We start from the raw sequence: 12,463 nt of genomic DNA on the forward strand, positions 1-12,463 counted from the left end.
ATAAACTGTGTTCTAGTGCTTATTATAATAAAGGATTATTATTATCTAAGGCAGGTAGGCTTTGTGAAGCTCATAACAGCTATGAGCGAGCAATAGAGTTAGAGCCAAATGACCCAAAGCTTTATTGTGAGTGGGGCAGGAGCATGAGCTTTATGCATCAAGGCATTAAAGAAAGTATTAAGGCATATGATAAGGCGATAGGATTAGATCCTAAGCACGCCACTGCATATTGTTATAAAGGGTATGCACTAAATATATTAGAGAAATATGATGAGGCGATTGCAGCATACGACAAGGCGATAGAGCTAAAGCCTGATTATGCAGATGCCTATGCCGGAAAAGGATGTCAGTATAATTTTTTAGAACAGTACGATGATTAGAACAGTACGATGAAGCAATTAAGTGTTGTAATAAAGCAATAGAATTAGATTCAAAATGCCCCTCTGCGTATAACAATAAAGGTTATGCATTGTACGAACTTAAGCAATATATTGAGGCAGTTAAAGCTTTCGATAAGGCGATAGAATTAGATCCTAAATATGACGCAGCACTAGAGAATAAACAAGCGGCACTAGACGCCATGGCATGCCAAGCTCTAGATAAAGCATTTGAAGTATTATTAACTAATACACCGTTATCACCCGGAGCACGAAAAGTAGCAATGCAAAAAATAGCAAATCTTAAAAAGATGCAAGGCAGTAATAATAACGATAGAAGCTACACAGAAAAATATCTCAACTATCTTTTCAGACTTCCATGGGGCAAGTATGACGAAGCATCTATCGATATTATAGAGGCTGAGAAGGTACTAAACGAAAATCACTATGGTCTTAGCAGTGTTAAACAGAAGATTATAGAAGCCTTAGCATTCATGGCAAACTCTCAGAATGCTAAACCCCCAATATTATGTTTAGTTGGTGCTCCTGGAGTCGGAAAAACATCAATCGCTAAAATAATATCAAAAGCACTAAACCGTAAAAGCGTAACATTATCACTTGCTGGAGCAAGAGATGAGGGCTTGATCAGGGGGTGTATGGATTTCTATATGGGTGCAAGACCTGGTAAAGTACTGTCACTCCTTTCTGAAGCAGGAAGTAGCAATCCTGTCATGATCTTAGATGAAATAGACAAAATCAGTCAAGAAAGAGGTGCTGCACTTGAAGGAGCATTACTACAGTTAATAGACCCATCACAAAATGATAGCTTTACTGATGATTACTTTGATTTTGGCTATGACATGTCAAAAGTATTTTTCATCGCCACAGCAAACTCAATTGATAATATATCATATCCACTATTACACCGTATGGAGGTCATAGATATTAGTGGTTATACCGATAATGAAAAAGTAAAGATCACGCAAGATTACATAATACCAAAGCTAATGAAAGAGGTAGATTCACCCGATAATAAGTTTCAGATCTCAGAAGAGTTAACGAGGTATATAATCGAGAACTATACTAGAGAATCAGGCGTAAGAGACGTAGAGCGAAAAATAAGAGAGTTATTACAAAAATCTCTCTTAGCAGAAGCAAGAAAGGAACAAATCGCCTTAACTAAAGAAACTATAGACGAATATTTCAAGCACTCTAAATACATTAAACAAAAACTTCAAGATGATGAAGTTACTATTGGTATGATCAACGGTCTTGCTCATACAGCAAGAGGAGGCGATTTAATTAAAATAGAAGCTTCAAAATACAAGGGTGACGGCAAGATTAAAGCCACAGGCAAACTAGGAGCAGTATTAAAAGAATCAATAGATGCTGCAATGACCTGTTTAAAATCAAGCATAGATTCTAAAACCAAAGAAATCAGTGATGAAGTCTTAAAGACTCATGACATACATATACATTTACCAGCAGGAGCAACGCCTAAAGACGGACCATCTGCAGGGATAACTATATATACAGCTCTATATTCCTTACTTAGTAACAAAAAGATAAGACAAGATATAGCAATGACTGGTGAGATTACACTAAAGGGTAGGGTGCTTGAGATTGGAGGGCTTAAAGAAAAGCTAACTGCTGCAGTAAGAGAAGGTATTAAGGAAGTCATGATCCTTAAGGATAACGAGCGGGATTTATCTGAGATACCTGAGGAAATCAAGACAGCACTAGTAATACATCCTGTAACACATGCAAGTGAGATACTAGACATAGTATTTAAAACTCAAATATCTAATAAAAATACTAAACAAAAAACACAAAAGGGAAATATGGGTAAAGTATTGCAATTTCCTAAACGTAAGAAAGATATAAAGAATTGACAAAGTTACCCTGTACAATTAACGTTTTTGTGTAGATAAAGTTAAGTAATAAAGAAGTAATAAAGCATTTTAGCAACAAAAAAATAAAATATAAAGGAGGTGCTATGAGTAAAGATGGACAAGATGATAAAAATGTAAATAACGACGAGATAAGCACACAATTATATAGTGGTGCACAAGTAAAAAATGTAATTAACAAAATAATATGTCGTATTAACGCTTTTAATCCAACAGAAATACAGCAATTAAAATCTAGTGCCGCATCTATATCAACTGAAGGGGTCGACCCCGAGATTGCAAAAGAGCTAAAAGCTTTAATTGCATCCATTGTCGAAAAAGAAAAAGAGGAAAAAAATGTCTAATAGCTAACATCTTGTCTGAAAATCAACGCATTGTTGATGAAGCTGCTCAAGTACAAGCTTGGAAAGAAGAAATGTTAAGGTTTATGGAAACGCAAGCTGTGTATAGTAGTTTTGATGCGATAAGTACAGAATATTTAAAACAACAGGAGAATCGTAATACAAATTTAGATACAGCATTAGAGGATACTAAATCGGGCAGAGAGCTTAGTCAAGAATTAAGGCAACAATTAGCTCGTACACCCAAAGATATAGAGGAAGAAAAGGAGAAATGGGCAAAAATTCATAATGCTAGAATTGTTGCCCACAATGAGCATAGACACCATTCAACTGAAATAGAAAACATAGATAAAGAGATACAAAATGTTAATCATTCAACACACGCTGAAAAAATTATATTTTTAAAGCAGAAAAAAGATTTCCACATAGCACACAAGAAGTAGCAAACAATAAAATTAAAGAAACAGCAAAACATTATGATGAGAGAAAAAAGGAAGCGATAAAAATTGGACAGGGTTTGGAATTAGCCAAAAATCCAGATATAAAAAGTTTTTGGGTTGACCAAGCAAAAGTTTTTGAAAATATACATGAAGTGCATCCTGAAAAGGCTAAACTCTCAATTGAGGTTTCAGAGAAAGTTGATAAAATCAGATCGTGGTCTGATATAACGAAACAAGATATAGGCTCAAGCGATACAAAAAACAAAACAAAGATTACAAAAGAAGCTGCAACAAAGACACAGAACAAAGCTAAGGAAAACGGTAATAACAAAGGTTTAGGTAAAACAGATAAAAATACTAAACAATGGAGTATTTAAATTTATTAAATTATGGAAGGATAATAATATGTTTAAGAATATATTTAAGAAGAAAAATAACGCTGATACAAATACTACGGCAGAGTACTGGTACAAACTTGCAGAAAATTATTATAATGATAGACAAACATTAATTGATAATAATGAATCCCAAACAAAAATTGATGGTGCAGGAGTGCTAGCAGCTAAAGATTTTTGGATTGCTTTGTGCTTAGGACATGAAAAAAGCCCCATTCTCCTTATATGCATGTTTTGGGCAAGGTATTGGTGTAAAACAAGATAATGATATAGCAAGCTTTATGTTTTCACTAGCTCAAGAATTAAAAGATGTTAGAGTTGTCAATAAAGAATGTGCGTTTTCTTTGCCTATTACTTTTAAGAATAAAGTACATGAAATCTCGGTCTTAATAAAACATGTTAAAATACCTAAATCAGGGATTGATATGCAGCATGTTAATAAACAGATGGATGATTTTAGTAAAGTAATGATATTACCAGATGGTAGGGAGATTTTTAAACTAATAACAGATGGATATAATACGTCTGATTCTAATACAGAAATATTAGGCGAACAGGCTCACCATAGCGATTTTTAATACTCAACGACTTCTACCTTCATCTTTTTGTTTATTAAAAGATTTGGTAGAGGTAGTTTTCTTAAGGTTTTGATTTTGAGGAGTGGAAGATTTAACAGAATGTTTAATATCAGAAAGCTTCTCAAAATCCTGCTTAGAAAATGAGGATAGTTGTTTTGGAATATCTTGCTTTTGTTCTTGCGTGCGTGATGGAGGCCTTCGACCGATCATATCATCTATGGAGGTGTCAAGGAAGTTTGCAAGGGCAAGAGTGGTCGCAGCACCTGGCACTGACTTTGCCCCCCTTTCTAGAAATTTTACAAGAGTGTTTGTGCTGACATAAATTCTATTTGATAATTGTGCGGCACTGATATTAAGATCAGTCATAGTATTTTGTACTACTGATAATAAGTTTTCTGCAATTATACCTGAATCTGTATGTTGGAAATTTTTAGTCTTATTTTTGTAGTACCGAGGATCTCTACCTAGTATTTCATCAATAGACGTATTACAAAAATTTGCGAGTTTTGTAAGGGTGGTAAGTTTAGGATTAGAAAATCTCCCTTGCATCATTTTATTAAAAATGGGCTGAGTAAGACCACATTTCATGATAAAATCTTTTTTCTTAATTTTCATGTTTTCGATTTGTTGTGTCAAAAATTCTTGTATTTTTTTGCCTAAAGACATGTGCCTAATAAAAATATTGAATGTTGCTTTTTTTTCTTGACAGGCAAGATGAAAGATGGCTAAGCTTTAATTAGCACTAAAAAAATTGTGTGGAATTTCTTGAAAGATTTGAGAAAGGATTTTTTACTCTCAGTAAGTATACAGTCGGCAAACTTGATTACTTACTGAGATGAACTTTTAATTTAATTAAACAACCGTAAACGGCTTTTTAACTAATTAACCTATTCAAAGGTATTCTTATGTTATTACGAGATTTCAGAAATATCAAGTTTTTTCAAGACAAAAATTCCAAAAACATAACAAAAAATATAAAAAAAGTCACAAAAGAAACAAATAGTGGTTATTTAGCGACGTTATATTCAACCGGTAGTGCAGCAATAGACAACTATATCCAACTTGTTACGTATTTTGTGTAATTAATTTAACTAATCATCAGTAATCAATTAATCAAAAAGGAGCAAAGCTAATATGATGCCTAAAAAAGCAATTAATATAATTAAAAAACAATCTGACAAACTAAAATATGCAGCAATAATTGGTACTGTATTATTGATAGCCGTAGATGCGAACGCAGCATGGGACTTAAGTAAGCAAGTTGGGGATGCGATAATATCGCCCGTAGTTAAGTTATTTAAGGATTATGTTTCATTGATTATTGGTGTAGCCGCAGGAGGAGGTTTAGCACTCGGCACGCAAGGTGATTTAAGAGAGAGATCAAAAGTAGCTGGTGTTGGATTTTTAGGAGGATACGGAGTGATTGAGGTTATTAAAGTTATGACTGGTATTTAAAGATTAAGAATAAGTATTAAGAGTAAAAAACTATGACCAAAGTAAGATTCAATGAATGTTTAAACAAAGAGACGCGATTTTTTAATATATCGATTGGAGTCATTCTTGGTAGTTGCGTGACTGGCGTAACTGTTTGGGCTTTAAAGAACTTACTTTTTGGCGTAGCAGCAAGCGTTGTTGGTGCAGTACTCGGAAGTTATTTGATGAAGGAGTATAGGCTTGGCAATATTCAAAAGAATTTTTACTGGCGATGGCTTGGTTCAAATGTTTTGCTTGGCAAGCATATACCTTCATCATACCAGCGGAGAATATTTTAAAAAAACTTAAGAGCTAAAAGCTAAGAGTAAATAACAAGAATATTAGCAGTAAAATTAATAAGCATAATAAAAAAACAAATAAAAACCATGCAGGAAAAAATATTAAGTGATCAAGCAAAGATGCTAGCTAAGCAAAGAGGTTTATTTTTAATTTTAACCTTGATGCTTAGTTTTATCTGCTGCGGCTTAACATTAAAGTTAATCACTACGCGGGATAAAACGATATTAGTACCTGGTCTTGCTCAAGAAGTATGGCTAGGTCAAGGTAAGGTATCAGAAGGGTACATAGAAGAGGTAAGCTTAATGTATTTATCGATGCTTCTTGATTTGAACAAAGACGTAGTAGGTTATAAGGAAGCATTAATCAGCAAATATATAAGCCATAGTAGCACCAAATATATGAAAGAGATCAGGCAATACTTCTCTCATGTTAAAGAGCAGTATAAGCAGTTTGGCTTATCTACATATTTTGCTGTTAAATCTTTGGAGGTCAATTCATCAGATAATAGCGTGATTGCCAAAGGAGTGCTAACTACGAAATTTGGGGATCACGGGATTGACGTTAAAGAGACTTCATATTTCTTAAGCTATGATTACGCTGGAAGTACCCTTAGATTAAAGGAGTTTCATCATATTGAAAGCGAAGAAGAGCTGAAGAAAAAAGAGGCACTACTAAAAGAGGAAGAGGAAAATATGCAGAAGATAGAAAAAGCAGTGGATAAGAGAGGTATGCATCATGATCAGTAGAGTTAGATCGTTAATACTTAGCATTGCCTTTATCATTTTAACAACAGGAACTGCATTAGCACAGCAAACATATTGTTATAAGCAAGGCAGCAGAATTAAGGCGGTAATCAGCAAAGATCATTTAAATAGAATATGGTTTTCGGGCAAACATATTATTGAAGTAATAGGCGATGGCACAAAATACAAGATATTGCAAGATGCCGTCGGTAAGAACTTATTTATAACGCCTCATGCAGCAATTGGTGAAGATATAGAGATGTCAGCAATTGAGGCAGGAGGTCGCACAATTGATCTTAGTTTAAGAGTGGCAGGCAGCAAAGGACAGGTAATTTTTATAGAAGAGAAGCAAAACTGTCATTCATCAAAAGATACAGATAATCAGGAAATAGCAAGATTAATGCGATATATGCATTCAAATAAACCTGATCAATACATTGTAGATACAAGTAAGAGACATATTCATAAATTAGAGTCGCAAGGACTTAAAATAAGACAAGATATGTCATATAGATATGGTCCTTATGTAGGTGCAAAGCTCACTATTACTAACATTTCATCGGGTGTTTTTAAAAAAGGTAAAGATATAGAACTTACTGATTGTCTGTTAAAGCAGATATTTGAAGGTGAGTATGCAGTGATTGGGAAGAGCTGTAGCACATATTACGTCCTGGGCGTAATTGCGTTGTGCTGATAGCCTTGAAGGAGGTGGAGAGTGATTAATTTAAAAGAAATATTTAAAAATATCAGAAATAAAAGATCAAATTTAACATCATCTGAAAGTGAGTCCATAGAAAATACAAGCGTTAGCACGTTTCGTAAAGCACAGGAGCGAAGATGGTTATATGTATGTTTGCTAATTTTAGGTGTGCTTGGCGTAGTGATGAAGTTACAAGTCGGCAGTAGCAGTAAGATTAAGCATGAGGAAAAAAGAGCGGATGAAGGACGTAATATTGACACCTCGTACGAGGCGATGGACGGCAACAAAATATGGCAAAACCACTTTGAGGATAAACTAAGAAGTAGTCAGCATGAGCTACAAGAGAAAGTAGAAAGCTTAATGCGTGATATGCGTGCTAAAGAAGAAGAGGAGCGTAAGCATCGGGAGCAGGAGCTGCAAAAAATGGCTGAGCAGCTAAAATTTGCTCAAGATGAATTAAAAAGTGCAGCACTTGAGCTAAAAAGAGTCAGTGATATTGCTGAGAGTAACAAATATGAACAAGAAGCGGTAATTAGAGGCGGGGGGGAGGTCAGCTCAATTAAGTTTGGTAGTAACGTGCAATGGGACAAGCCAAAAGACATACGTGATTACATACCTGAGACTAGTTTTGTAAGTGGTTATACTTTAGGCGGGATTGTAACTTCTACTGGGATTAATACGGCAAGCGAGAATGCAACTCCGGTGGTAATAAGACTCAGTAACAGAGGCAATTTACCAAAAAACATTAATGTAGATATTAGTAAATGCAGAATTCAAGGCAGCAGCTACGGGGATCTCTCTAGTGAGAGAGTGATTATTAGAGCTGAGAAATTAATCTGCATCGATCCTAAAACGGAGCTAGTAACTACAAGTGACGTGATAGGTGTAGTACATGGTGATGATGGTATGAATGGTATTAAGGGCAAGGTAATTGCCACAAGTAACAGACATATTAAAAATGCTTTCATTGGCTCAATGTTAAGCGGTCTTGCCTCAAGCAGTAAAGGAGTAGAAGGTTTAACTCTAACATCACTTGGAGCGGTCAATACAAAACGCCAAGGATTTAAAGATTTAGCTGGTCAAGGACTTTTAAACGGCGGAAGTAACGCGGGTGAGAAGATAGCTGATTATTATTTAAGGCTTGCTGAGCAGATGTCACCGGTACTTACCGTGCCGGGCGGCGTTAAGGTGGATGTTATATTTACCAAAGGTTTTTTCTTAGGAGAAGTTGGTATGCAGCAAAAAATTGCCAAAGCCCGCAAGATTAATAAGCAAGTACAAGCGGAGGAGTATGATGAATATTAAGAAACTAGTGCAGAACATCAAGCTAGGATCAATGTTATTGGTCGCTGTAAGTATAAGCGGCTGCTCTACATATAGTAGTCATTTTGGTTGTCCAGACGCAAGGGGGCTGAATTGCGCGCCAGTAAGCATAGTGAACGCACAAATAGATAGTGGTAGGATTGAAAGCGTCACAAATCAAAAGAAGAGATGCAAGGGCGGTAAATGCTATACGCAGAATCAAAATGATATAAAGCCGGAATTGAAATTAGAGGATTTAAGATAAGATGGTACTTGGAAGGTTAATAGAGAAAGTAGCAGATTATTGCGGTTTTGCTTCAAATGAGATGCAGGAAACTTCCAATAAGTGCTTAAATGCTCATCTTGAGCGTAATTTTTTAGGAGCAGTACCACTAAAAGTTACCTGCCCTATAAAAGCTATGTACCTGGCATTGGTATATTTTTTAATGATGACGGTATTGCTGGTTTTTTGACAGAAATCTCAATGAGAGTAGGTAGTAATGAGGCACTTGAAAAGAACCTAAATCTTTTTTTCAATAATGAGATTCCCGAAGGGATTTACATGCAGTTTTTAGTAGTAGGAAGCAATAATATTGAAGATAAGTTAAGTTTATGGAGAAGCGAAAGAACAGCTCATAATGATCCTATGTTAGATAGAATTACAAAATATCGCGAGGCTTTTTTAAGAGAAAAGGCAAGAGATATCGGTAATAGTGACGGCCGTATAGGGCGAGATTGGAAAACTTATGTTAGTTGTAGCATGAGAGGTGTTGATGGCAATAACAATAAATTAGAGTTACTCGTTAAGTTTAAAGAAAAGCTACTGAAGAAATTTGCGTCAATTAAGCTAAATACTCGTAGCTGCGATGTTGTTGATTTAAAATATCTTGTTAATGATTTGGTTAATATGCAGCTTACGCCTTTATCTTCGCAAGGACAAGTGGGTATAAAAAGCTTTGATAGTAGCAGTCATACAAAAAGTAATTCTAATAAGCATAATTTACTTGAGCGTATATCGGATCAGATATTTGAAGGGCTTCATGAGGCAAGTATTACTGAAGAAGAGATTAAGCATTTAAACACTGATTTAGTGACAAGAGGATATACACTCAAGAAATTACCCGAGAGTTTTGGGATTAATGATATGGTGTCACTTCTTGGACCTGATCTTGAAGGGGGTTTCCCTGCAAGATTAATAATAAGTTACACCATATCAAATAATATCAATAAGGCAGATGAGGGAAAAATAATTGCAGAAGGGCTGCGTAGCATTCATGCATCCGAGAAATGGTACACAAGACATGACATTAGTTTACAGAATGAAGCGAAGTGGTGGAAAGTATTAATTGATCGCAATAAGAATGGTGAGAGATTTTTAACTGAGAATTTGCAAATATTTATCACAACTATAAAAAATGGGGTGGAAATAGCAGAAGAGAAACTGCTTAGCCATTATAATAGTGTAGATTTTCAACTAGCTAGAAACGATAAATTACATCTTATTGGTTTGTTATCAATACTGCCAATGCAGCAAGCAGTTTTTTGGAAATCTTTAAAATTCTTTCAATTAGTAAAAAACGTTCCTGCAAGTGAGGTAGTTGCTAAATTACCTATTCATGGGGAATGGAAAGGTATTAATAGAAGCGGTGTCTTACTTACTTGGTCGCAAAGGTGAGATGTTTAACTGGAATCCATTTTATAGGGTGGGGAGGTGCCGGTAACTATAATGTATGCGTGATGGCACCATCAGGTAGCGGTAAGTCATTTTTTCTGCAAGAGCTCGCTACTAGTTTAGTGTCTCAAAATGTACAAGTATTTGTGCTAGATATTGGCTCGTCTTACCAAAATATTGCTGAGGCTATGGATAATAGTGAGTTTCTAAGATTTAATGCACTTAATGATCTATCACTTAATCCGTTTCATGGGATTATAGGTAGTGGAGCTGTTTATTTAGAAGCTCAGAAGCTAAAGCGAGAAGGTAGAAGCAAAGAAGAAATCATGCAGCGTACCGGTCTTACCGCTGAAGGATTAGAAATATTATTTTCAGAAAATAATAATACAAAAGAGGTAGCCGAGAATGAGACTATTGAGGTTTTAAAGATTGGAGAGCATTTTGTAACCAAGGATGCGATTATTTACGCGAAGACGACAATTAGTACTATGTGCGGTGTGAGTGGGGATAACACAAAAGAAGCTATAATTGAAAAGGGATTAAATGAAGGAATAAAGCAATACGGAGACACATTAAACTTAGATAAATATGCCAAAGTTTTAGAAGAGATGGAAAATGGTATGGGAAGAGATCTTGCAATATCTCTATATCCATATACATCGAGTGGAGTGCATGGCAGGTATTTTAGACAAGGCAAGAATGCTAAATTCAATTCGCCTTTAACTGTATTTGAATTTGAAGAAGTTAAAGGCGATGAGGTGTTCTTGTCGGTCATTTTGGGCATAATATTAATGCAAATAACAATGCAATTTTTATGTGGGGATAGAAGTAAGAGATTTATATTAATTGTTGATGAGGCATGGAGAATTATAGATCATAGCGTAGGTTTTTTAGAAGCGTTTGCAAGAACTGTCAGAAAATACGGTGGGAGTTTAATCACCTGCGTACAAGAGTACAAAGATTTAGATAATGGTCCGAAGCATCAGGCCATTTTAAATAATAGCAGCTGGACGGCAGTACTGCGTCAAGAGCCAGCTGGGATTGGTCAGATGAGGCATTCTGAGAAGTTCAAGAATTGCGCGCCATTAATCGAGACTATTACCAAAGATCCGGAGAATAAATATTCTGAGATTATGATTATGGGCAGTAATTTACGTGTTGTAGGGCGGTTAGTAGTAGATCCGTATAGTGAGTGCTTGTATTCGACGGAGAGTGAGGATTATGGCTTTTTGCATCAATGCAAGAATAATGGAATAGATAAGGATACGGCAATTAGGGAGCTTATCAAAAGAAAGGGCAAGAAACTACCGGTATTTAAGGTGGATCATAAAAGTATAGAGCCAAAAAGCGGCAGAGAGGAGATAATTCTAACATGAGTCAGCATCAGATATCAAACAACGAGTCTAAGACATCACTTCAGGTGGAGGCGTTAAATAATATTGCAGTAAATAAGCATCAAGTGAATGTGATAATGATATCTATAGTATTGTTAATATTTCTAATAGGGTGTTGCTGTGGACATCTTGGATCTCAAATGCTCTCTAATTACCAAGATAAAATGCAAATATTATATGTATCACGCAGTGAGATAATGGATTTAGAAAAAGCAAGACTTGAGCAGAGCCAAGACCCTGCGGGCAGGATGTTTTTTGGAGAGATTAATAAGGCAATCAGTTTAATTAGGGAAGAAGCTATGAAGCACGAGGATAATTATAACCGTGTGATATTTGTAGGAGATAATTATGTAGAAGGCAGAAACACTAAATCTATTAGTAAAATAGTATATGAAAAAGTAATTAATCAATTAGGCGTTCAATTAAGAGGAAAAACAAATGCTAGAGAACAAAAAGTGTCAAATAATGAATAAGATCTTAAATACCCCATATAATTATAGTTTAGTGCTACTTACTGTAGTCATATGGTACATATTTTGTTATGTGCCATTTGCAAATACAGGGTATGACAGAGCAAGTAGTATGTTTTCTTATATTATGTTTTTTAGTGGCGGTAGTGTGATCGCAAGTTATGTGAAGCACAAACAAGAAGAATTAGATCAAGTAGGCATATGTGGTGCTGCGAGCATGTTATTGTCCATGATGACCCTATTATTATGTAAATCTTTAGGTTTATGGACGGTTATTCACTACGGTGTAATGTGGTTGTTAGTACCAAGCAGTATCTTTGTATTTCTGCTGCTAGTAAAAACAATAGTTATCAGTAGTAAAAACTAAT

Annotated in this window: 19 protein-coding genes and 1 pseudogene; 19 read left to right on the forward strand and 1 reads right to left on the reverse strand. The window is 35.3% G+C overall.

Features of this window, described 5'->3' with window-relative positions; genetic code table 11:
- Positions 1 to 5 precede the first annotated feature (5 nt).
- From RAS_RS11270 to RAS_RS08170, 8 genes and pseudogenes are all read left to right on the forward strand, one after another.
- Positions 6 to 68: pseudogene (locus RAS_RS11270) on the forward strand (hypothetical protein); the annotation flags it as partial.
- Positions 69 to 143: 75 nt separating this feature from the next.
- Positions 144 to 380, forward strand: a complete 237-nt coding sequence (locus RAS_RS08140; RefSeq protein WP_147144230.1) for a tetratricopeptide repeat protein — start codon at positions 144 to 146, stop codon at positions 378 to 380.
- An 89-nt stretch (positions 381 to 469) separates the two neighbouring features.
- Entirely contained in the window at positions 470 to 2,269 is a 1,800-nt protein-coding gene (locus RAS_RS08145; protein WP_232049391.1) for a S16 family serine protease, read from the forward strand.
- Positions 2,270 to 2,373: 104 nt separating this feature from the next.
- Entirely contained in the window at positions 2,374 to 2,631 is a 258-nt protein-coding gene (locus RAS_RS08150) for a hypothetical protein (RefSeq protein WP_032139682.1), read from the forward strand.
- 11 nt (positions 2,632 to 2,642) lie between these two features.
- Positions 2,643 to 3,071 carry a hypothetical protein gene (locus tag RAS_RS08155; RefSeq protein ID WP_147144233.1) on the forward strand — a complete coding sequence of 143 codons (429 nt, stop codon included), beginning with the start codon at positions 2,643 to 2,645 and terminating at the stop codon, positions 3,069 to 3,071.
- Positions 3,072 to 3,145: 74 nt separating this feature from the next.
- A complete protein-coding gene (locus RAS_RS08160) occupies positions 3,146 to 3,445 on the forward strand; it encodes a hypothetical protein (RefSeq protein WP_064464920.1) in 300 nt (99 codons plus the stop codon).
- Positions 3,446 to 3,473: 28 nt separating this feature from the next.
- Positions 3,474 to 3,728 carry a hypothetical protein gene (locus RAS_RS08165; protein WP_147144236.1) on the forward strand — a complete coding sequence of 85 codons (255 nt, stop codon included), beginning with the start codon at positions 3,474 to 3,476 and terminating at the stop codon, positions 3,726 to 3,728.
- Positions 3,664 to 4,041, forward strand: coding sequence for a hypothetical protein (locus RAS_RS08170; RefSeq protein ID WP_147144239.1), 378 nt, complete (start codon positions 3,664 to 3,666; stop codon positions 4,039 to 4,041). Before RAS_RS08165 ends, RAS_RS08170 begins: the two co-directional genes overlap by 65 nt.
- Positions 4,042 to 4,044: 3 nt before the next feature.
- Here RAS_RS08170 and RAS_RS08175 read toward each other — a convergent pair whose 3' ends face one another.
- Entirely contained in the window at positions 4,045 to 4,707 is a 663-nt protein-coding gene (locus tag RAS_RS08175) for a helix-turn-helix domain-containing protein (protein ID WP_032139686.1), read from the reverse strand.
- Positions 4,708 to 5,175: 468 nt separating this feature from the next.
- Between RAS_RS08175 and RAS_RS08180 the strand changes: the two genes are divergently transcribed.
- The 11 genes from RAS_RS08180 to RAS_RS08230 all read left to right on the forward strand — a co-directional run bounded on the left by RAS_RS08180 (position 5,176) and on the right by RAS_RS08230 (position 12,462).
- Positions 5,176 to 5,496 (forward strand): hypothetical protein, encoded by a 321-nt coding sequence (locus RAS_RS08180; protein ID WP_032139687.1) that lies wholly within the window; start codon positions 5,176 to 5,178, stop codon positions 5,494 to 5,496.
- Between the two features lie 32 nt (positions 5,497 to 5,528).
- The gene (locus tag RAS_RS08185) at positions 5,529 to 5,813 is read left to right on the forward strand and encodes a type IV conjugative transfer system protein TraL (RefSeq protein ID WP_032139688.1); all 285 of its coding nucleotides are present in this window, start codon (positions 5,529 to 5,531) and stop codon (positions 5,811 to 5,813) included.
- An 87-nt stretch (positions 5,814 to 5,900) separates the two neighbouring features.
- Positions 5,901 to 6,560: a TraE/TraK family type IV conjugative transfer system protein gene (locus tag RAS_RS08190; RefSeq protein WP_147144241.1), complete on the forward strand. Its 660-nt coding sequence runs from the start codon at positions 5,901 to 5,903 to the stop codon at positions 6,558 to 6,560.
- Positions 6,550 to 7,251: a TraK domain-containing protein gene (locus tag RAS_RS08195; RefSeq protein ID WP_147144244.1), complete on the forward strand. Its 702-nt coding sequence runs from the start codon at positions 6,550 to 6,552 to the stop codon at positions 7,249 to 7,251. Before RAS_RS08190 ends, RAS_RS08195 begins: the two co-directional genes overlap by 11 nt.
- Before the next feature lie 21 nt (positions 7,252 to 7,272).
- Positions 7,273 to 8,562 carry a TraB/VirB10 family protein gene (locus RAS_RS08200; RefSeq protein ID WP_147144246.1) on the forward strand — a complete coding sequence of 430 codons (1,290 nt, stop codon included), beginning with the start codon at positions 7,273 to 7,275 and terminating at the stop codon, positions 8,560 to 8,562.
- Positions 8,552 to 8,824, forward strand: coding sequence for a hypothetical protein (locus RAS_RS08205; RefSeq protein ID WP_232049392.1), 273 nt, complete (start codon positions 8,552 to 8,554; stop codon positions 8,822 to 8,824). Before RAS_RS08200 ends, RAS_RS08205 begins: the two co-directional genes overlap by 11 nt.
- Before the next feature lies 1 nt (position 8,825).
- On the forward strand, positions 8,826 to 9,032 hold the full coding sequence (locus RAS_RS08210) for a hypothetical protein (RefSeq protein WP_147144249.1): 207 nt from the start codon (positions 8,826 to 8,828) through the stop codon (positions 9,030 to 9,032).
- Positions 9,017 to 10,234, forward strand: a complete 1,218-nt coding sequence (locus tag RAS_RS08215) for a TraC family protein (protein ID WP_232049406.1) — start codon at positions 9,017 to 9,019, stop codon at positions 10,232 to 10,234. Before RAS_RS08210 ends, RAS_RS08215 begins: the two co-directional genes overlap by 16 nt.
- A 62-nt stretch (positions 10,235 to 10,296) precedes the next feature.
- A complete protein-coding gene (locus RAS_RS08220; RefSeq protein WP_232049407.1) occupies positions 10,297 to 11,607 on the forward strand; it encodes a TraG/VirB4 family ATPase in 1,311 nt (436 codons plus the stop codon).
- Positions 11,604 to 12,098, forward strand: coding sequence for a hypothetical protein (locus tag RAS_RS08225; RefSeq protein ID WP_032139695.1), 495 nt, complete (start codon positions 11,604 to 11,606; stop codon positions 12,096 to 12,098). Before RAS_RS08220 ends, RAS_RS08225 begins: the two co-directional genes overlap by 4 nt.
- Entirely contained in the window at positions 12,091 to 12,462 is a 372-nt protein-coding gene (locus tag RAS_RS08230) for a hypothetical protein (protein WP_032139696.1), read from the forward strand. The genes RAS_RS08225 and RAS_RS08230 overlap by 8 nt, the downstream gene beginning before the upstream one ends.
- The last annotated feature ends 1 nt before the right edge of the window (position 12,463 follow it).

The organism is Rickettsia asiatica, assembly GCF_007989425.1.
Lineage (GTDB): Bacteria > Pseudomonadota > Alphaproteobacteria > Rickettsiales > Rickettsiaceae > Rickettsia > Rickettsia helvetica.